This is a genomic window from Microcystis sp. LE19-131.1A, assembly GCF_027532015.1.
Lineage (GTDB): Bacteria > Cyanobacteriota > Cyanobacteriia > Cyanobacteriales > Microcystaceae > Microcystis > Microcystis ichthyoblabe_A.
Map to the genome: position 1 here is coordinate 46,119 of NZ_JAPZSS010000015.1, position 20,434 is coordinate 66,552.

Sequence of the window (20,434 nt, forward strand, 5' to 3'; positions counted from 1 at the left end):
GCTTGACAAATCCCGCCGCTTGCCATATACTTATATGTATAATGGGAATCCGTGCCTGCCTGCGACCTCTGATTTTTGTGGCAGTTATCCCTTGAGAGAATTAACCATCGGCAACGTAGGGATTGACCATCTTAGCGGGGTCAACAATGCGATCAAAATCCTCTTCCTCGATGTATCCTAGTTGCAAGGCTGCCACTTTCAGGGTTAAATCCTTTTCTAGGGCATAATGAGCGACGTAGGCAGCCTTTTGGTAGCCAATCACGGGACTTAAAGCAGTCACCAGCATCAAGGATTGATTTAAAAAAGTCTCAATTTGTTTTTGATTAGCAGTCATCCCCTTAACCAAAAACTGACAGAAATTAGCGCAACCATCCGTGAGCAAACGGATAGACTGCATGAGATTATGAATCAACAGCGGTTTATAAACATTCATCTCCAGATGTCCCCCAGCGCCTCCCATCGTCACCGCTAAATCATTAGCCATCACCTGCACTGCTATCATCGATAAAGCTTCGCATTGGGTGGGATTAACTTTCCCCGGCATAATTGAAGAACCCGGTTCATTTTCCGGCAGCTGTAATTCTCCGATTCCACAACGGGGACCACAGCTAAGTAAACGGATATCATTAGCAATTTTATAGAGGGAACTAGCGATAGTTTTCAGTCCCCCGCTCAAGAAAACTAGAGCATCGTGGGAACCTTGCACGGTAAACTTATTAGGAGCGGTAATAAAGGGTAATTTAGTCAGATTAGCGATTTCGGCAGCCACATCTCGATCAAAATCTGGGGGAGCATTAATTCCCGTACCCACTGCTGTTCCTCCCAAGGATAAACGATAGACTTTTTCTAGACATTTTTCTAGCCAATCGCTGCCATCATCTAATAAACCCACATAACCGGAGAATTCTTGTCCGAGGGTTAAAGGGGTGGCATCCTGTAGGTGAGTGCGACCAATTTTAACTATATTTGCCCATAATTGCGCCTTTTCATCGAGACTATTCCGTAATAGTTGCAGACTGGGAATTAATTTTTCCTTGACTGCCAAGGCAACGGCAATATACATGGCCGAGGGAAAGGAATCATTAGTCGATTGGGACATATTAACATGATCGTTAGGATCCACGGGCGTTTTGCTACCCAGAGGATTCCCCGTCAGTTGACTGCAACGATTGGAGATGACTTCGTTGATGTTCATGTTAAACTGGGTGCCACTTCCCGTCATCCAAACGTAGAGGGGAAAGTTATCTGCGTGTTGTCCGGCTAAAATTTCGTCGCAGACTTGACAGATAAGGTTTTTTCTCTCCTGACTGAGACGATTTTTTTGCTGATTGACAATTGCACAGGCTTTTTTGAGAATGGCATAAGACCGGATCATCTCCCGGGGCATGAGATTATCACCGATACTAAAGTATTGTAGGGATCTTTGGGTCTGCGCTCCCCAAAGTTTATCGGCAGGTACGGGGATTTCTCCCATGCTGTCTTTCTCGATGCGAAATTCTGTCATCTTTAAGTTACTTCTGCATCTGGCCTGAAAAGAGAGGGTCTCCAGGACGACACGGATTCCCACTATAAGAAAAGTATAAGTCAAGTCTGGCTGGTTTGTCAAGCCCTATGGGGACTTTTTCTGTCGGCATTTTTATCCAGGAGGTTGACAAGAATAACTGGCAGGGTGCTGCAGTGATTATGAGACAAAAACTGTTATATTTTAGGGAAGATAATCAGTAAAAAAGACGGGATTGGAGACTATGGACACAGCGATCGCATTAAGTTGGACATTGGGAATTATCTTAGGGTTGATGACCCTTTTGTTTATCTTACGGATCGTGCTGACTTGGAATCCACAGGTAGATTTAAATAGCTTCCCCTTTAATATTATTGCCTGGCCTACAGAACCTTTTTTAATCCCCGTGCGTAAACTCATACCCCCCTTGGGAGGAGTTGACATTTCTCCGATTATTTGGGTGGGAATTTGTACGCTGCTGCGGGAAATTCTTCTCGGTCAACAGGGTTTAATTACCATGGCCTTAAAATAATTAGACCTCTTGGATATTGGGTGAAAAAGGTTGACAATGCCCCCAGAACAGTTAAGCTTATTTTAATCTCTGTAATTGCGTTTATGGCTCATTTAAGTTATGAAAAACTCAATTTAACCACAAAAATCGCCTATGGTGCTGGCGATTTGGGACCAGCTATCACTGCCAATATCTCAGTATTTTACCTGCTATTTTTCCTCACTGATGTGGCAGGATTATCGGCAGGATTAGCCGGTAGTGTGCTGATGGTGGTGAGAATTTTCGACGCTATTAACGATCCGATTATTGGTATGTGGAGCGATCGAACTCGTACTATCTGGGGTCGTCGCTTACCATGGATGTTATTGGGGTCGATTCCCTTCGGAATTAGCTATTTTTTACTGTGGTTAATCCCGACCAATAACCAATTATGGTTATTTTTATATTATATTTTTATCGGCATTATTTTTAATTTAACCTACACGGTAGTCAATCTTCCCTACCAGGCTCTCACCCCTGAATTAACTTATGATTATAATGAGAGAACCCGCTTAAATAGTTTTCGTTTTGCCTTTTCGATCGGGGGTAGCATTCTCTCATTAATTCTCTATATTCTCGTCTCATCGTCCTATGCCAATGATCTCCATAAAGCTTTTTTATTGTTAGGTGTAGTTTGTGCTTTAATCTCAATTATAGCAGTTATTTGGTGCGCTTTAGTTTTACAAGAACGAGGAGCAAAAGCGATTCTCAATCCCGCTCAGAAAAAAGTTTTGGCAATTGCTTTTATAGTTATCGGTGCGCTTTCCTTGGTCTATGGAGTAGGAAAAATGGGGGGAAATCCCAGAGACTTTATCGCTATTTCCACAATTTTATTAGGAATAGAAGGGATAGTTTCTGGTTTAACTATTTACTATGGTAAAACTGAAAATCATCTCAGGGATGGTGCGGCAATTAAACAGAGAGAAGCTGCTGATAATACCGAAACTATTCCCCTGAAAGAACAATTAAAAATAGTTTTTGGTAATCGTCCCTTTTTATACGTTATTGGCATCTATCTTTGTGCTTGGTTAGGAGTACAATTAACCGCCTCGATTTTGGTTTACTATGTCGTCAGCTACATGAGACTATCGGAAGCAGAATCGGGTTTAGTCGCTTTAGCAGTACAGGGGACAGCTTTAGTGATGTTATTTTTTTGGCAAGCAGTTAGTCAAAAATTAGACAAAAAGATAGTCTATTTTTTAGGGATGATATTCTGGATTATTGCCCAAATTGGTTTATTTTTGCTCCAACCAGGAGAAATAACTTTAATGTATATTTTGGCAGTTTTGGCGGGATTTGGCGTATCTGTGGCCTATTTAATTCCTTGGTCAATGGTTCCTGATGTGATTGAATTAGACGAATTAGAAACAGGAAAACGTCGAGAAGGTATTTTTTATGCTTTTATGGTACTTTTGCAAAAAATTGGTTTAGCTTTGGGGTTATTTCTTGTCGGTATTGCTCTAGAAACATCGGGGTTTAAACCGAGAATACCAGGAGAAGCAATTCCCCTGCAGCCGGATAGTGCTTTAATAGCAATTCGCCTAGCAATTGCGCCTTTACCGGCATTTTTTCTGATCATTAGTTTAATTCTTGCCTATTTTTATCCAATTACTCGCCAAGTTCACGCCGAAATTTTAGACCAATTAGCAGCAAGAAGACCAGAGGAAAAGTAAACATCAATTGTCGGCCGTCAGGAGACAGGAAATTATTTTTTTATTCCCGAACTTCCTGTCCAAAAAAATCAGCAAACCCTTACCCTAAAGCATTTGTATTGACTTTTGAACTACTGATTACTGGGTACAATCGACCCGGCAGCATAATGTCTTCAATGAGTATAATGTTATCGATAGCTAAATTGTACAAAAAATGAAATCCTATCCAGTAGAGTTCCGTCAGAAAATCCTAGACTGTTATTATAACGAACCCATCTCTCAAAGACAATTAGCGAAAAGATTCTGTGTAACCTTAAGTTTCGTACAAAAGCTTTTGAAGCAATCTCGAGAAACGGGAGATATTCGACCGAAGACTTATCGATGTGGCCGTCATTTAAAACTTACGCCAGAACAGATGATCGCCCTCGGTGATTTGATTGAGGAAAATAATGACGCAACTCTAGCCGAACTATCGAAACTATTCCTAGAAAGAACCGGTATATTGTTAAGTGTGACCACAGTGGCAAGAATAGCCGAACGCTTGAGAATCACCCGCAAAAAAAACTCTACACCCGACCGAAAAAGAGATAGAAAGAGTACAAAAACTTAGACAAGAATACAAAGGATAAAATTCGGGATATATAAGATTAAACCCTAATCTAGTTATGACCAAAATCCAAGCTCGATCGCTTAAAGTAACTAGAGCGCACGAGACTAGACCTCTTAAAAAAAACCAAAATTTTGCAACTATTACGGAGATTACTAATTATGACCACAAACAATGCCGAGAATAACTCAATCTATCCCGTGCGTTGGCAAGATAACAAAGTCTGGCTGATCGATCAAACCCGTTTACCCATGGAGTATGGGGAAGTTGAGATCACCAGCAGTGAAGCCATGGCCCGGGCGATCGAAACGATGATTGTGCGCGGCGCCCCGGCGATCGGGGTAGCGGCTGCCTATGGTATGGTTTTAGGAGCGCAGGAAATTAAAACCAACCAGAAAGAGCAGTTTCTGGCCGATTTAACTAGAATAGCCGATCGATTAGCCCAAACCCGGCCCACGGCGGTGAATTTATTCTGGGCGATCGAGCGAATGTTAAAAGTGGCCAGGGAAAGTGGCCCAGAAGTGGCAATAATTAGCAAAAATCTTCTTGAAACTGCCCACAATATCCAAAAAGAAGACGTGGAAACCTGTCGGGCGATCGGTCATCATGGTTTATTGGCGCTGCCGGAGCAACCGGAAAAACTGACAATTTTAACCCACTGTAATACTGGGTCCCTAGCCACGGCCAGTTATGGCACTGCTTTAGGGGTAATTCGTTCCGCTTGGACGGCGGGTAGATTAATACAAGTGTATGCAGATGAAACCCGGCCAAGGTTGCAAGGAGCAAAATTAACCGCCTGGGAATGTGCGCGGGAGGGAATTCCCGTCACCGTGATCACCGATAGCATGGCGGCCCACTGTATGCAGCAAAAACTGATCGATGCGGTGATCGTTGGGGCCGATCGCATTGCGGCCAATGGGGACACGGCCAACAAAATCGGCACCTATTCCCTCGCGGTGGTGGCGAAAGCTCATAATCTGCCTTTTTATGTGGCTGCCCCCCTATCGACGGTGGATTTTTCCCTTAAGGATGGTACGGGGATACCGATCGAACAGCGCGATAGTGCCGAAATTTATCAGGTGGGGACGACAACCCTTTGCCCTAGAAATGTTAATTTTTATAACCCCGCTTTTGATGTTACTCCCGCCGCTTTCATCACCGCTATCATTACCGAAAAAGGAGCGGTAACGCCGGCTGAATTAATTTTTTTACAGGAATCCTAGGGGGTGAGCTTTTTCCCCACTGATACCATTTTTATCTGGATTGGGGACTTGCGCTTTGATAATGTACCTTTTGGGCGAACGCAGTTCGCCCCTACATTGTGGACAAAATCCGTTACTGTAGGGGCGCAAAGCTTGCGCCCTCCGATCGATTGGGATATTATTCCCACGCAAGTCCCTTGGCACAGTGGGGAAAAATTCCGCCTCAATCCAATTGGAGGTGACGGCCAAGGGAAAAATGGGTAAGATCACTATTGACAAATAAACTAAAATAGCGTATGGGAATAAAATCAAGGAAGACAATGATTAGGATTTGCTTTTATCTATAGTTAAATGCTATTATTCAGCTTAATTAATCTTAGTTAATCCCCAAGTATATCTTTTTGTTTACTTAAAAGATTTGTGTTGAGATAGTCTAAAAAAATTAAATGAACCAGAGCTTGGTTTTATTCTCTTAAAACCCAAGCATCTCGAAAATTTATTCCTGTTAAATCTTTACCTCATCGAGATTTACACGATGTTATAGTACAAGAGTAAAGACCAAGATCGGAGTAGTAAAGTCTAGATTTGGGTAGATTTGAGTAGATTTTAGGGGAGGCTAAGTATATTTGCCATCTCTGCTTTTAGTAAGTATCAATAAAATCAACCGGAAACAGGTGATTGCCGAATGAAGATAAGAAAGTGGAATTCAATTCAAGGAAGGGAGTGAAGTAAATGTTTAGGAACGGCTCTAATAATCCAAAAGCCAAAATTATTGAATCATCGCCTAGTTCAGCACAACCGGGAAAAAATATGGATAAAGTGCGGGTTATCGTCATAGAGGATCACGATTTAACCCGCATGGGGTTAGTGGCGGCTCTCCAGCATCGAGAGGGTATTCAATTGGTGGGAGAAGCCATCAGTGGATTACAGGGACTGAAACTGCTAGAGGAGACTAAACCCGATGTAGCGATCATCGATATAGCTTTGCCCATGATCGATGGGATTGAGTTAATGCGACGCTTCCAACAAAATTGCGGCGAAGACAGCTTGGCTACGAAGATCCTCATGCTAACCATGTACAACACCCAAGAACAGGTTTTAGCGGCTTTTAGTGCTGGGGCTGATTCCTACTGTATGAAGGATATTAGCATTGATAAGTTAATCGAGGTGATTTATTCCACCCACGAAGGCAATCCTTGGATCGATCCCGTGATCGTCGGCGTTATTCGGCAACAAGTGCGCCAAAATTTTGCCACCAGTAGCCGCACCGACGGCAAAACAGTGATAATTCAAGGCGTTGACCCAGAACATCGCCAATTGCTGGAAAATGTGCCCCTAACAGAACGAGAGCTAGAAATTCTCGCTCTGATTGTCGGGGGTTTTAGTAATGCTCAGATTGGCAACCGACTCTATATCACTATCGGCACGGTGAAAACCCATGTCCGCAATATCTTAAATAAACTCTCTGTGGATGATCGCACTCAAGCGGCAGTGTTGGCCCTGCGATCAGGATTAGTGGACTAAAAAAACCGGCATCCTCTAGGGTTAGGATGCCGGTTCGGTCAAAACTAGAAACTAGACTTGGGCTACCACTTTTGATTCGGCCGCCATTAGTTTTTCGTAGGTTTCACGCATTTTGAGACCGACTAAGACTTGGAATAAACCCGTACCATTGGTAGAGCCGGGATAATCTTTGTGTTTGAGCAGTAATTCCGTCATTTCACCGTAGTATTTAGTGCCGGTTTTGCTCAAATGGCTTTCGATGTAGATCATTTCTTCGAGGTTATCGAATTGACCATCTAGTTCCAGAATCGACACTTCATTCCCCAAGAAGCCATCTGGACCGTAGTAGAGTTTAATACCGGGATAAGTGCAGGTCAATTTACGACCACAGGGCCGCCAATCGATGGTGGAACCTTCATCAAACAGATAAGCGGGTTCAAAGTTTTCCACCCCTTCTTTCTGGATTAAACGAACCCGCAGTAATTTACTTTCGTGATCTTCAAGTAATTTGGTGGGCAGCACTTGAATCACCACGTCAGCGTACTGTCTTTGGGGATCGATATAGGCACTGAAATCCGGTTTTCTAGAATTAATGGCCGCCATCACATCATCATAGGTGTGACCGCGCTCGGCCATATCCCGTTGAATTTTCCAGTTAACTTTGACTTCATCGCTAATATCGAGATAAACGCTGAAATCTAATAGAGACCGGACTCGTTCATCATATAAGGGGTGTAGTCCCTCGATCACGATTACCTTATTCGGTTCGATGATTTCGGGGGGATCGATCATCCCCGTTTCATGATTATAAATAGGTTTATTAATGGCTTGACCTCCCTTAAGAGCTTTAATCTGCTCATACATCAGGTCAAAGTTATTCGCTTTCGGATTGAGTGCGGTGACACCCACCTCTTTTCTCTGTTTGCGATCGAGGCAATGGTAGTCATCTAAACAGATCACTGTCATAAACTCGGCCCCGAATAAATCGGTCAAACGACGTAAAAAAGTAGATTTCCCACAACCGGAGTCCCCAGCTACACCGATTAGAACCACGCGCTCTGGCTTATTGGCCATAGTTTCCCTCTAAATACACAACTAATTGTTAACCCTATAGTATGTAATTAAACCAGACTCTGGATCGAGCAGTACCCCGCCGCCACAAATTTCTGCTGCTGACAGGTTCGGCAAGAGCCTCACGCTAGAATGAGTAGGTATTTGATACTAGATAATCTGTTCAGATCATACCGGAATCAGTGACCAAAATCAGTTATCACTGATTACTGAGAGGGTGCGGTGGGTGTGGAGAAATGTCGTCATTTCCTCCACTGCTAGAGGGGAACTGATGCGATTGCCTTGCATTCTCTCACAACCTAATTCTTGCAGGATTTCTAATTGTTGTTGGGTTTCTACTCCCTTGGCGATCGCTATTAAGTTAAAACTTTTCGCTACCGCCAGCAATGACGAGATAAAACGGGTATCTTGGGGAGTATCAGTCAGTTTTTTTGTTAAAGATTGCTCTATTTTCAGTTTTTTCACGGGAAATTGACCGAGATAGGCGATCGAAGCGTAACCGCTGCCAAAATCATCGAGGGTAATACTAATACCCAATTTCTGCAAATCCCCAAGAATTCGACCGGTTTCGCGGCTATTTTCCAGTAAACTTGTCTCAGTTATTTCTACCTCCAGAAAGAAAGGCCCGATTTGGGTTTCAGTCAAGACTTCTTTGAGGTTGGTGAGCAACTGGGGATCACGCAATTGGTGTGGGGACAAATTGATCGAGATGGGAGTGTATAATAATCCCCGCTGCTGCCATATTTGTGCCTGTTGACAGGCATTTTTTAGTACCCAACGATTAAGCTCAAGGATTAAGTCGCTTTCTTCGACTAAGGGTAAAAAACGATTAGGGGGAATTAATCCGAATTGAGGGTGTAACCAGCACAATAATGCCTCCAATCCTTCCACTTGCCCCTTAATGATATTAACTTGCGGTTGATAGTAAAGAGCTAATTCATTATTTCTCATTGCCTGATAGAGAAAATATTCAACTTTAGAACTACGAGTATTTTTGGGGTGAACATTAACCGACTCTATCTGGGAGTTATCATTTATATTATTCTTAACTGCTACTAAATTTTCCTCCAGTTTCTGTAATATTACTTTCCTGTCTGTGCCGTCGGGGGGATAGATAACTGAACCTAAACTTAATCGCACGACTAGGGAGTGATTTTCGATTTCATTATTACTTTCTAGGGTTTTAATAATTCTTTGACCAACCTTTTCTAGATCATTAGCATCATTAATTTGTGACAGCAGGATAATAAATTCGTACCCTCTCCAATGGGCGACTATATCCTCTGATCGCAAACTTTTTCTTAAACGTTCAATTAAGATTTTTAATAGTTTGTTCCCCAGTCGATAACCTAGTTGATTGTTGACATTTCTTAGCTGCCCTACATCCAATAATAATAGCCCGATCAGTTGATTATTTTTCTGGGCATTATTAATAGCACTTGAGAGGTGTTCATTAAAGAGGGAACGGTTAGGTAAATCCTTGAGAACAACCGAAGAATATTCCTCTTGAATCTTGCTATTAAAACTTATGATTTGCGATGGAGCTTGACGGAGAATTAAGGTACTTTTTGCATGGGGGTCATTATGGCTAGAATTGGTTTCATTTTCCGTAGTTTTCCCTTGTAACTGTTCTATATTTTCAACTGATTCTCGCTCTATTTTTGCTTGACTAGCTATTAAATGAAAACTGGCATTTATATCACAGCCAAAGTTAATTAAATCACCATCTTTTAATTCATGAATTAAGCATTTAGACCCATTGACGTAAATGCCATTATGACTTTTATTTCCCTCTAAATCACCATCAAGAATCCAATAGGAAAATTTTTGGCGATCAATACTCTTTTTAATTAAAGTCGCATGATAGCGAGACGCGTGTTTAGAGCGAAGAACAATTTGATTATCAGACTTACGACCCAGAGAATATTTCATGTCCTCTAGGGTAATTGTTCTCCTACCTTGAGGATCTTCCACAATCAGGAGATAACGGGAATTGGATGAACCATTAATCATTTTTTCAGCACCTCGACAAAAGTGAAAATATAAGTTAATTTATTCTCTCAAAAGCTACGGCTTATTCGTCTTTAAGTTAATTTATTTTCTCAATAAAGTGTTGGGGGTAATTCGGAACAGTTACTTAACAGCAATTGTGTCACATATTCAGGGTTCAAAGTCCGAGTCGACCAAAATCATTGTACTTCTTCACAGTCGAGACGTGGGCAAGTGTCCAACTGTTGTAAACTTTCTCCCCCAACGGCAATAACTCGTAAATTCAAATTCTGCTCTAGGCTGATCATAGTCGATAACATAGCTAAATGCTTGGTTTTTGATGGTAAAGATTGGATAAAGGTTTGATCGATCGATCTTCAAACTGTCGAAGGTGTATTTATAAATATAACTTAATCAGGAATAGCCGGCATCAAAATTATCTAAAACTAACTGCATCCCTAATTCCCGCAAGTCCCTTAAAGCTGAGTTGGCAAAGCTCTCATCCTGCATGATGCAGTTTTCATTAATTTAGACCTGCTGCATCTCACATTTGCAGAAATACCGACTATCAGCAACAAACCAATACAAATGTACGGGCAACCGTCTATAAGCATACCACTTGCAAAGCTAATGCTTTCTGAACTTTGGGAGAGGTGCTTCCTCCACGGACATCTAAAACCACACACGCGGGTTGCGAATTCCTGTCCTCCCTAACGGGTTTCGGGGAGTAGAAACCCTCAAGGTCCCAGATTGAGTGATAAAATCAGAAATAAAGCCCGATTTTAGCAGAGATTTTCCCTTTAAAAATCTCAACTTAGTAAATTTACAAAAATGAGATGTACCACCGAGGAGTTCTCCCTATGGATAGCAACCGATTAATCGAAGAATTAAAAAATCCCGACTTTTATCCTCATTCTGTCAAAATTCCCGTTGAAATTATCCAAACCCATGCTTCAATTATCTTCTTGACAGGAGATTATGCCTATAAAGTCAAGAAACCAGTTAATTATAATTTTTTGGATTTCTCCACTTTAGAAAAGAGAAAATATTATCTAGAACAGGAACTAGAGTTAAATACAAAAGTTGCTGCTAATATCTATCTGGAAGTTTTGTCAATTAATGAAGAACAGGGTAGCATAAGTTTAAATGGAGAAGGAAAAGTGATAGAATATATTTTAAAAATGAATCAGTTTCCCCAAGAATGTTTACTGAGTAAAATTTTTGAACGGGGAGAACTAACGGAAAAAGCGATCGAGTCTTTGGCTGAAAAAGTGGCACAATTTCATCGGAAAGCGGTGAGTAATTCCTATATTACTCAGTTTGGTAATTTGGAAATTGTTAAACAAGCTTTTGATGAAAACTACCAACAAACCGAGAAATATATTAATTTTGTCCAAACCCAAAAACAATACGATGAAACAAAAGCTTATACAGATAAATTCTTCGCAGAACACCGAGATTGGTTAGAGGAAAGACAAATAAAAGGGATGATTCGCGAATGTCATGGAGACCTACATTTAAATAATATCTGTCAGTGGCAGGGAGAAATACAATTATTTGATCGCATAGAATTTAATGAATCTTTTCGCTTCGTTGATGTCATGTATGATCTTGCTTTTACAGCCATGGATTTAACCGCTAGGGGGAGAGAAGATTTCGCTAATTTATTTGTCAATACTTATTTAGAACAAACCGCTGACTGGGAGGGTTTAAAAGTCTTGCCTCTCTACCTGACTAGACAAGCGTATGTGAGGGCAAAAGTCAATAGTTTTCTGCTTGATGGTGACACTTTTTCTGAGAAAATTAAAGCAGATGCACAGGATTATTATCAATTAGCTTGGCAGTACACACAACCGCAGAAACCGAGATTAATTCTGATGTCGGGATTTTCTGCATCGGGTAAGAGTACCATAGGGAAAGTAATTGCTAAAAATCTTAATGCTATTCAGATTCGTTCCGATGCAGTTCGCAAACATTTGGCTGGAATTGACTTAAATCAAACAGGAAGTCTAGATATATATAGTCTCGAAATGAGTCAAAAAACCTTCGCTAGACTAGCGGAATTAGCCCGAATTTTAATAACTTTAGGTTATCCAGTTATTCTCGATGCGCGCTACGATAAATATGCTTGGCGAGAACCCTTATTAACCTATGCCCAAAATTTAAAGATTCCTTTTCATATCGTCCATTGTCACGCACCTATAGAAGTTTTAAAACAACGGATTGCCGCTAGAAAAGGCGATATTTCTGACGCTACTATCGAGGTGTTAAATGCCCAAATTGAGAAAACAGAACCTTTTAATGAAAAGGAACAACCCTATCTAATTTCCCTAGACACTACTAATCCCGATTGGCCAGAATTTTTAGAGAGTCAATTAGGTAAATAGGTTGATATGAATCAATGATATAAAGTAGCAAAAAGGAGAAGCGATTATGAAAACTGTAGTGTTAAATCTAGAGACAGTTAATCTGACCGATGAACAATTTTATCATCTCTGTCAGGCTAATCAAACATGGAATTTAGAACGTAATCAAAAAGGAGAATTATTAATTATGCCTCCCGTGGGTGGAAATACTGGTAAACAAGAAGCTAATTTGATTGTTAAAGTGGGGGTATGGAACGAGCAAACTCAACTTGGTGAGGTGTTTAGTTCTTCGACAATTTTTCGTTTACCAAAGGGAGGATATCGTTCTCCTGATGTTGCTTGGATAAAACGGGAAAGATGGGAAGCTTTGAGCGCAGAAGAGCGAGAAAAGTTCCCACCTTTATGTCCCGATTTTGTGATTGAATTACGTTCTCGTAGCGATTCCTTAACCTCTTTACGCGAAAAGATGCGCGAATATTTAGCCAGTGGTTTACGTTTGGGTTGGTTGATTAATCCTCAACAGCAGCAGGTGGAAATCTACCGACTAAATAGCGGTGTGGAAATTATTAATTTACCTGCTACTTTATCTGGGGAAGATGTCTTACCCGGATTTGTTTTGAATTTAACTTAGCAAGGATGACAGGGAATAACAAAGGGAATGAGACAGAATCAGGCTATCTCTATTGTGTCAAAACATTTCCGGAAAAGCGATCGATTGTCAGCTTGAAGGTGTATAATCTCTCAAAGGCCAGCATCAAGCTACAAAGTTCTCAATATATCCCAAAAAAACCATCAGGATTTCAGGAACAGATGCTCTGGCTTCTTCTTCAAATAAAGAGGAAACTCTCAGCCACAACATTGATATTTGTCAATAATGTCCCCTAAAATTTTCAATCATCACTTTACTCCCCTTAAATCCCTCTCTCTGGGATTATTTCTCCTGCAAGCTTTCACTCCCCTCACCCTAGCAGCCCCCCCGCGAGAACCGGATCAAACCGTCGGCTGTGATATTCTGGTGGTGGGTGGTGGTTTAGCCGGTGCCGGTGCGGCCTACGAAGCCTTATTATTAGGAAAAACCGTCTGTTTAACCGAGATTACCGACTGGGTGGGGGGACAGATATCTTCTCAGGGAACCTCCGCATTAGATGAAAGACGGACACAAAGAGAAAAATTATTTTTCCCGAAAGGTTATCTAGAATTTAGGGAAAGAATTAGAAAGCATTACGGGAAACGCAACCCCGGAGAATGTTGGGTAAGCGGGTCTTGTTTTTTGCCTTTTGATGGACATAAATTATTATTTCAACAGTTAGAAGACGCTGCCAAAAAAGGCAAAGGAACCCTGAAATGGTTTCCCTCCACGGTAGTCAAAGAATTAAATACTGAAACTTTACCCAATCGCGGCACTGGTCAACAGATTACCAGTGTAATTGCCATTCAACATAGTCCCGCAAAAGGTACTCCTCCCCTAAATACCGAGTTTTTATCGCAAAAAATGGCGGATATCTATCGCTACGAAAATTCTCCCCGTTTTGATAAAAAAATCCTCCGTTTTGTCTCCAAATCCCCCCAACCGAATCAATTAGCAGATTGGTATGTGATTGAAGCGACCGAAACTGGAGAAATCATCGGATTATCAGATATTCCCTACCGTTTAGGGGTCGATAAGCGCAGTTATCTCGAACCTTCTTCCTCTAGCGTCACTGGCGACCCCTACTGTACCCAAGGCTTTACCTATACCTTTGCCATGGAGGAAACAGAAAAACCCCAAACCCACGAGAAACCGGTTTATTATGAACGCTATGCCCCCTATTTTAGCTATGAATTGCCGCGATTAGCCGATTTTGACCTCGTTTTCACCTATCGTCGTATTTGGAGTCCGCAACTGGGTAAAGAGAAAACCTTTGGGGGAATTACTTTTACCGAACCCGTCCCGGGGGATATTTCCATGCAGAATTGGACCTGGGGAAATGATTATCGTCCGGGGACTGCTAAGGATAACTTTATCTACACCCGTGAACAGTTGCAAGAGCTAGGGCAGTTATCTCCGGGGGGATGGATGGGAGGATTACGCACCGAAACCCTCGCGAGGGGCGAAGAACACGCCATTTCCTACTATTATTGGCTAGTAGAAGGGACGACCGATTCCCAGTTAGGAGACGGGGTAAAAGTTCCCCATTTGAATAACCGTTATCTCTCTGGTTTTGATTCTCCCATGGGTACTGCCCACGGTTTGTCAAAATATCCCTATATTCGGGAAGCAAGACGGATTATCGGTCGTCCTTCCCTGACTTTCCCCACTGGTTTTACCGTCACGGAAATCGATATTTCCCGACAAAATTTTCAAAGCGATTTCTATCGTCAAAATCTTTCCCCGGCAGAATATCGGCGCTTAATTGCCACCTTGGCAGGATTAGAGGGATTTTCCGTACTTGATGGCACATTATCCCCCGATCAGGCCGTTAAACGCAAGCGATCGACTATTTACCCCGATTCCGTCGGTATCGGTCACTATGCGATTGATTTTCATCCCTGCATGACGGAACATCCCCCCGAAAAACCGGGTAATACAGAAAAAGCAGGAGAAAGACAGGGACAGGGCCAAGCTTATCCTTTTGAGATACCTTTAAGGGCTATAATTCCCCAAAAAATCGATAATTTACTGATAGCGGGTAAAAGTATCGCTCTCAGTCATATTGCCGCGGCCGCCTATCGTGTCCATTCCTTCGAGTGGTCCTCTGGGGTAGCTGCTGGCATCACGGCAGTGTATGCTTTAGATAATAATGTACTGCCCTATCAATTAGTAGAAAGTGATTTTCTCATCGGGAATAAACAACTGCGAGAATTACGGCAAAAAATCGACGCTAGTGGTAATCCCACTGTGTTCCCCGATGCCTCAATTTTCCGGTCGATGGATAATTGGTATTAATTAGGGTCTGCTGAAAAAGTTTGTTGGTGGGGTTAGGGTGCAGGGTCTGGGGTTTTAAGCTAAGACGCATTTTCACCCCCCTATCCTTAGATTGGCTGAATCTCCCCCAATCCCTTTACTGTTGCAAGAGTGCCTCATCTCAACAAGTAATTTAAGTGGGTGGGCAGCTTACACTTTGTCGCCGCGAAGTATTTTGAATATATCAGTGACAATTCTGTTTCTAATTTCCTCTAAAGAACCTGATTTGCCAGAATTTTTCTGACTTTCCAAGTAACTTTTAACCCCTTTAAATTGTTGTTCTAGATGACCACTATAGCGATTTTGTCCCAAAGAATAATCAGGATTATTCGATCTTATAATAGTTTGAGCATCGTGTAAATCATTCAAAAGATAGGCGACCTCTGGCCAATAGCTACTATATTTTTCGTAGTTATACAAAAGGAGAATTACTCGACAGGTTGCTGCAAAAATTTTCCCTTTAGCGGTAAACTGAGTTAACCGGTGAGGATATAAGCCTCTAATTTGAAAATCTTCGGGCATTTTTTGACCTTTATTTGGCTTTTGCTCGGTAAATATTCGCTGAAGATAGGTTTTTTCTCCTCTTTTTTCATCCACTGTTCCCTCAGATGCAATTGCCGCTCCTAAAGTAAACCTTTTCATCGCCATACGAATACTTTCTTCTAATCCTTCTTCCTGATTATCTTTACAAAGTTCCACCAGTCCCAACCCAAATAAAAGAAGACTAGCGTGAATACCAAATAAATAAACTTTATTATCTGAATTTGAGTCAAGGTAAGTTAATGCTGACATGGGTAGCTGTATAATTTTTTCTTGAATACCAAATATTTCTTCAATACTAAATGAAGAAGCTTTATTGTCTGGATTGTCTGGCATAGTTGGCTGTGTAATTTCTTCTTGAGATTGACTAGATTCATTAAATGTTTTTTGAATTTTTTGATAAAACTCGTCTAAGTTTCTGCTGCCCTTTCCGATTTCAATAGTTTTTTGATAAAACTCGTCTAAGTGGCTGCTACCCTTTCCGATTTCAATAATTGGGGGAATGGTTTGCACATAAATATCATTGTATTGCTCATAAAATATAATAGTCGAATCCGGTTTTAATCCACTAAACTCTGTTTTCTGTTTACCACTATAATTTTTTATCTGTTGATAAGATTTTCTGCCTCGCTCTCCATAACAATCAAGAGCATTTTTAATTAAACGTTCGGCCCATCCTAGACAATTTTGGCGGCTAAATTTTTCCGTTAATCGATTGGTGTCTCCGACATAGGCGGTGATTAAATAAGACCAAATTTGATACACTGTCCAGTAAGCATAGTAATTAGCATCACCGTCTCTAGCCGCATAAATACGAGCTTTTTCTAAGAGACGAAGAGGTTCAATTAATAAATGAGTTTTGGGATTGGGTAATTGAGCAATGTAAGGGAAAAAGATATAAATTTTGGCGCGGTGAGAATAGATACGAGATAGATAATAGAAAAAAGGATGAGCATTAGTTTGAGAGTATTCACCAATGATTGCGTATTCTTTCAAATATTTCTGCAAATATTCTTCAGCAGTGTTCAAATATTCTTCAGCTTTACGAATTGCAGAACCCCTTTCTTGATGGTCACGTTCCTCATCTTCAAGGTCTGTATAAAAATGATAATCAAATAGACAGATATGGTAGAGACTAACTAATAGTTTATCGTCTAGTCGTCCCTTTTCGATATGGGGTTTAATAACCTCAAGATATTTTTGGGCAATACGATAGAGACCCTCTTGAAGATATACTTGAATAATTGCCAAATGTGCTTCATAGGCCACCCTACTCCAAGCTTGATTATTATTAACTTCCTTGAAATTTCTCTCATCCCAATTGCGATATTTATCCTTAAACAGCTTTTTTTCTAAATAATCTTGCATAGCCCTGAGAGAGAAAGGGTAGAATTTTATCCATTTTTCTGCTTTTTCTAGTATATATTTTTCCTCAATTCTCTGACAAAGTTGTTGTAGATATTGCTGAGAATCAATTGCCGTTTTTTCAATGGCTCTCAGTCGAGCATGAAGGGCAGACTTAGCGGCAGATTCTAGAAGATCAAATCCATAAAATTCTCCTGTTGCTAATTCTTGATCGGCGACAATTTGATTATAATTAATTTCACCTTCTAGAGATTTTTTCACATCTTCCTGTTTGCATAACTTAACCAGAGAATAAGACCAAACAGCACTATTTCTTGTATTGCCAATCACTTTATCTTCACTGACTATTTTTTGGGTGACAGGTAGATATCCTTGCTTTTTCAAAATATCTATCCCCTCAAACAAAAATCGATTAATTGCGGTGGTGATATGAGCGATAGGACTGCCCACACCTACCACTTCTTCACAAAATTCTAATCGACTGTTTGATTCTTCTTGCTTGAAAAATTGGCTGATTTCTTTTTCTTCTAAGGTTGGTTTTGGTTTCCAGTTCTCTGGGGGATAGACATAAAAATACACTCGCACCCTATAAGCTATCTGTTTTTCTAATCCTTGAGCATAATACTCATTTTCGTCTTCAGGATCATCGAGAAAATCGGTATTGATTAAACCTGTTTTGCCTCGGTATAATTTTAGGGGCAGAGGTTTGACTTTCTCAATTTCTAAATAGTCGATATAAACGGGAAATTTATCTCCTAATAAATTATTTTTGATAATTGAATTGCTCAGACTTTCCAAAAAGAGATTGGATATGGAATCGCTAGTTAAATTATTCTTAACAAAATCTGGACATTGCCCGACAACAGTTTTAATTTGTCTGAGTCCAGCTTGAAATTCTGTCCGGCTCACTTCTCTTAAAATCTTATCAACCAAATCCTTGATAATTTCCTGCTCCGAGCCTGTTGATAAATGCTGATAATATTTTTTTAATCGGGGTTGAATATACTCTATAATCTGATTACCTAAAGATTCATCTAGATTTTGATTATCATTTGGGTCAAGAGATTTTAGGTAACTGTGTTGTTGTTTTTGGGAACTGTATAGATTAATGGCCTGTTTATAAAAGCTAACAACGTCTAGGGAATCCTGCTGTATTTCATCGGTAATGATCTCTTTTAACTGCTCAAGTAAACCAGCTTCGGGATGAACAAGTAATTTCAATTTATCCCTTTCATCCAGAGATAACTGTGCATATTTTTTGAGAACTCGTTCTTTTTCTTGTTGGGTAAACTTATTGATCATTTTTTGGGCTAAGCTATCCTTATTTTTGGCTGACTCTCCTTGCCAATAAGCCTCCAGTGAGCTAAGAATAGTAACTAATTTCCCCAAGCTTAAACTGGGTACCCGCTCCTCGCGTTCCTTTTCTTGGTAACGCTCTCCCATCACCGAACGCAGCACTCGCCGGACAAAAATGCGATTTTGTCGCCATTGTTTGGCTATTTTGTACTCATTCGGTTTGGGACTATCCTCACTAATGTCCAAATCGGTCAAATTGTTGAGGAGATGCAAATACACCGCAGCATCTCTTTGTCGGTCTTCATCGCTTTGTCTTTGATTTTCTGTGTCCAGATCGCTCATAGGTTTAGATGTTACTCTGATGATTCAGCCCTAGATGCCCGTTTTGATCAATAGTTATGTTCATATAATACAGGCTAATCTGGGGGATGTGCATAAAAAATCTGCATTAATTTTTGTAAACCTTGTTAAAATTATCGGTAATTGGTTTGTTAGCCTTTGTAGTGCAACCCTGTAGATGATTGCAGGAAAGAGGTTGCTGATGACGGAAGAGACCGATAGGGTATCCATCACTGAACTGGTGAGGGCGGCTTTTTATATGTGCATTTTCTACGCTAATACATGAAGAGTATGTACATCTTGACCATTGTTCGGTTTTTTGACAACATAGTTGGACGACGTGATATATTTTATACCGTTTTTGTAACACTTTGTAACACCTTTGCTCAGACCAAACTAGATTTGGTTGAATTTGCACTTAATGTATGAAGGGTAGATGTTGCGGAAAATAATTCAATGGATTATCTTTGGGGTTGTATTAGCAATTGTTCCACTTGTAGTAGCACTTTTAATTAGAGCTACTCGGGGACAATCCACTGAACTTGTTGATTTGTTGAGAAACGGTGAACTGCTTCTAGTAACGGCCGGTATTGTGGGTGCTGCTATTGGGGATCTTTTAGGAGGGAATAGAACTCAACCTATCTTTGAGCTATTCTCTGGAGGTGCGTGCGTTTTAATCTTGGTTGTTTCTTCCATATTATATGCCGATGTTTCGGCTGCTCATGCGTCCCAACAAACAGTGAATATTGCTGTAATTGAAAGATCTTCACTATGGCTATTTTCTGGGGGTGTTGTTTCGAGTTTCTTCTGTGTCGTTTTTTCGGAGCTATAGTTTTATGGAGACGATCGCAATAGTAACATCCTTATTAGCTATTTGCAGTTCAGCGATTTCCTTAATTGCAAAATATAGATTCCAGAGGCGAGAACGAAATAATCCAAAAATGCTCAATAAAAAGTCAGCAGAAGGGCAGCGGCAGCAACAATTGAGGCAAATGGAAGAGAAAATAGAGTTAATGCGCTCATTTTCTAGTTCTAAGAGTGGTGACATGAGTGAGTATAAAAAACTCGCGCTCGACATAAGCGATTCTGCTTCTCGAATTGTAGATGAGTTAGAATCAGACAAGTTTTAGCAACACAATTCCTAACCCGTAGTAATCTGCACCCAACAAGTTGTTGAGGAGATGCAAATACACCGCAGCATCTCTTTGTCTTTGATTTTCTGTGTCCAGATCGCTCATAGGTTTAGATGTTACTCTGATGATTCAGCCCTAGATGCCCGTTTTGATCAATTAAATAGTTATGTTCATATAATACAGGCTAATCTGGGGGATGTGCATAAAAAATCTGCATTAATTTTTGTAAACCTTGTTAAAATTATCGGTAATTGGTTTGTTAGCCTTCGTAGTTAAACCCTGTAGATGATTGTAGGAAAGAGGTTGATGATGAAGGAAGAGACCGATAGCTTATCAATCACTGAACTGGTGTGGACGGTTTTTATATGTGCGTTTT

General features: G+C 40.6%; 15 protein-coding genes. 10 read left to right on the plus strand and 5 right to left on the minus strand.

The genetic code is table 11. The features are described from left to right. Window positions 1-100: 100 nt before the first annotated feature. Complete coding sequence (fumC, locus tag O9323_RS01475; RefSeq protein ID WP_002750033.1) at window positions 101-1,504, minus strand: class II fumarate hydratase; 1,404 nt, start codon at window positions 1,502-1,504, stop codon at window positions 101-103. A gap of 241 nt (window positions 1,505-1,745) precedes the next feature. Between fumC and O9323_RS01480 the strand changes: the two genes are divergently transcribed. From O9323_RS01480 to O9323_RS01500, 5 genes are all read left to right on the plus strand, one after another. Further along, entirely contained in the window at window positions 1,746-2,033 is a 288-nt protein-coding gene (locus O9323_RS01480; RefSeq protein ID WP_002750032.1) for a YggT family protein, read from the plus strand. Between the two features lie 83 nt (window positions 2,034-2,116). Continuing rightward, on the plus strand, window positions 2,117-3,724 hold the full coding sequence (locus O9323_RS01485; RefSeq protein ID WP_002739918.1) for an MFS transporter: 1,608 nt from the start codon (window positions 2,117-2,119) through the stop codon (window positions 3,722-3,724). A gap of 193 nt (window positions 3,725-3,917) precedes the next feature. Further along, window positions 3,918-4,313 (plus strand): helix-turn-helix domain-containing protein, encoded by a 396-nt coding sequence (locus O9323_RS01490; RefSeq protein WP_002743536.1) that lies wholly within the window; start codon window positions 3,918-3,920, stop codon window positions 4,311-4,313. Between the two features lie 158 nt (window positions 4,314-4,471). Continuing rightward, window positions 4,472-5,533, plus strand: a complete 1,062-nt coding sequence (gene mtnA, locus O9323_RS01495; RefSeq protein ID WP_002776457.1) for an S-methyl-5-thioribose-1-phosphate isomerase — start codon at window positions 4,472-4,474, stop codon at window positions 5,531-5,533. A gap of 789 nt (window positions 5,534-6,322) precedes the next feature. Next, complete coding sequence (locus O9323_RS01500) at window positions 6,323-7,036, plus strand: response regulator (RefSeq protein WP_288124600.1); 714 nt, start codon at window positions 6,323-6,325, stop codon at window positions 7,034-7,036. 51 nt (window positions 7,037-7,087) lie between these two features. Here the strand turns inward: O9323_RS01500 and O9323_RS01505 are convergent, their stop codons facing one another. Together O9323_RS01505 and O9323_RS01510 are read right to left on the minus strand one after the other, a co-directional pair. Beyond that, on the minus strand, window positions 7,088-8,089 hold the full coding sequence (locus O9323_RS01505) for a phosphoribulokinase (protein WP_016517207.1): 1,002 nt from the start codon (window positions 8,087-8,089) through the stop codon (window positions 7,088-7,090). A gap of 189 nt (window positions 8,090-8,278) precedes the next feature. Further along, complete coding sequence (locus O9323_RS01510) at window positions 8,279-10,099, minus strand: EAL domain-containing protein (RefSeq protein WP_288124586.1); 1,821 nt, start codon at window positions 10,097-10,099, stop codon at window positions 8,279-8,281. 836 nt (window positions 10,100-10,935) lie between these two features. On the opposite strand from O9323_RS01510, the gene O9323_RS01515 reads away from it, so the two are divergent. From O9323_RS01515 to O9323_RS01525, 3 genes are all read left to right on the plus strand, one after another. Beyond that, window positions 10,936-12,462 carry a bifunctional aminoglycoside phosphotransferase/ATP-binding protein gene (locus O9323_RS01515; RefSeq protein WP_288124587.1) on the plus strand — a complete coding sequence of 509 codons (1,527 nt, stop codon included), beginning with the start codon at window positions 10,936-10,938 and terminating at the stop codon, window positions 12,460-12,462. Window positions 12,463-12,508: 46 nt separating this feature from the next. Continuing rightward, window positions 12,509-13,072 carry a Uma2 family endonuclease gene (locus O9323_RS01520; protein ID WP_288124588.1) on the plus strand — a complete coding sequence of 188 codons (564 nt, stop codon included), beginning with the start codon at window positions 12,509-12,511 and terminating at the stop codon, window positions 13,070-13,072. Window positions 13,073-13,315: 243 nt separating this feature from the next. Then, entirely contained in the window at window positions 13,316-15,367 is a 2,052-nt protein-coding gene (locus tag O9323_RS01525) for an FAD-dependent oxidoreductase (RefSeq protein ID WP_288124589.1), read from the plus strand. A gap of 168 nt (window positions 15,368-15,535) precedes the next feature. Here O9323_RS01525 and O9323_RS01530 read toward each other — a convergent pair whose 3' ends face one another. Beyond that, complete coding sequence (locus tag O9323_RS01530) at window positions 15,536-18,928, minus strand: HypX (modular protein) (protein ID WP_288124590.1); 3,393 nt, start codon at window positions 18,926-18,928, stop codon at window positions 15,536-15,538. A 433-nt stretch (window positions 18,929-19,361) separates the two neighbouring features. On the opposite strand from O9323_RS01530, the gene O9323_RS01535 reads away from it, so the two are divergent. Continuing rightward, a complete protein-coding gene (locus O9323_RS01535) occupies window positions 19,362-19,757 on the plus strand; it encodes a hypothetical protein (protein ID WP_043998259.1) in 396 nt (131 codons plus the stop codon). A gap of 4 nt (window positions 19,758-19,761) precedes the next feature. After that, window positions 19,762-20,055, plus strand: coding sequence for a hypothetical protein (locus O9323_RS01540; protein WP_130756818.1), 294 nt, complete (start codon window positions 19,762-19,764; stop codon window positions 20,053-20,055). Here the strand turns inward: O9323_RS01540 and O9323_RS01545 are convergent. Next, on the minus strand, window positions 20,041-20,163 hold the full coding sequence (locus O9323_RS01545; RefSeq protein ID WP_002750010.1) for a hypothetical protein: 123 nt from the start codon (window positions 20,161-20,163) through the stop codon (window positions 20,041-20,043). The two genes, O9323_RS01540 and O9323_RS01545, sit on opposite strands and share 15 nt — an antisense overlap. Window positions 20,164-20,434 lie beyond the last annotated feature (271 nt).

Coding starts and splice junctions, on each gene's coding strand:
- fumC (WP_002750033.1), bottom strand. CDS start 1,504: ATGACAGAATTTCGCATCGAGAAAGACAGCATGGGAGAAATCCCCGTA.
- O9323_RS01480 (WP_002750032.1), top strand. CDS start 1,746: ATGGACACAGCGATCGCATTAAGTTGGACATTGGGAATTATCTTAGGG.
- O9323_RS01485 (WP_002739918.1), top strand. CDS start 2,117: ATGGCTCATTTAAGTTATGAAAAACTCAATTTAACCACAAAAATCGCC.
- O9323_RS01490 (WP_002743536.1), top strand. CDS start 3,918: ATGAAATCCTATCCAGTAGAGTTCCGTCAGAAAATCCTAGACTGTTAT.
- mtnA (WP_002776457.1), top strand. CDS start 4,472: ATGACCACAAACAATGCCGAGAATAACTCAATCTATCCCGTGCGTTGG.
- O9323_RS01500 (WP_288124600.1), top strand. CDS start 6,323: ATGGATAAAGTGCGGGTTATCGTCATAGAGGATCACGATTTAACCCGC.
- O9323_RS01505 (WP_016517207.1), bottom strand. CDS start 8,089: ATGGCCAATAAGCCAGAGCGCGTGGTTCTAATCGGTGTAGCTGGGGAC.
- O9323_RS01510 (WP_288124586.1), bottom strand. CDS start 10,099: ATGATTAATGGTTCATCCAATTCCCGTTATCTCCTGATTGTGGAAGAT.
- O9323_RS01515 (WP_288124587.1), top strand. CDS start 10,936: ATGGATAGCAACCGATTAATCGAAGAATTAAAAAATCCCGACTTTTAT.
- O9323_RS01520 (WP_288124588.1), top strand. CDS start 12,509: ATGAAAACTGTAGTGTTAAATCTAGAGACAGTTAATCTGACCGATGAA.
- O9323_RS01525 (WP_288124589.1), top strand. CDS start 13,316: ATGTCCCCTAAAATTTTCAATCATCACTTTACTCCCCTTAAATCCCTC.
- O9323_RS01530 (WP_288124590.1), bottom strand. CDS start 18,928: ATGAGCGATCTGGACACAGAAAATCAAAGACAAAGCGATGAAGACCGA.
- O9323_RS01535 (WP_043998259.1), top strand. CDS start 19,362: ATGTTGCGGAAAATAATTCAATGGATTATCTTTGGGGTTGTATTAGCA.
- O9323_RS01540 (WP_130756818.1), top strand. CDS start 19,762: ATGGAGACGATCGCAATAGTAACATCCTTATTAGCTATTTGCAGTTCA.
- O9323_RS01545 (WP_002750010.1), bottom strand. CDS start 20,163: ATGAGCGATCTGGACACAGAAAATCAAAGACAAAGAGATGCTGCGGTG.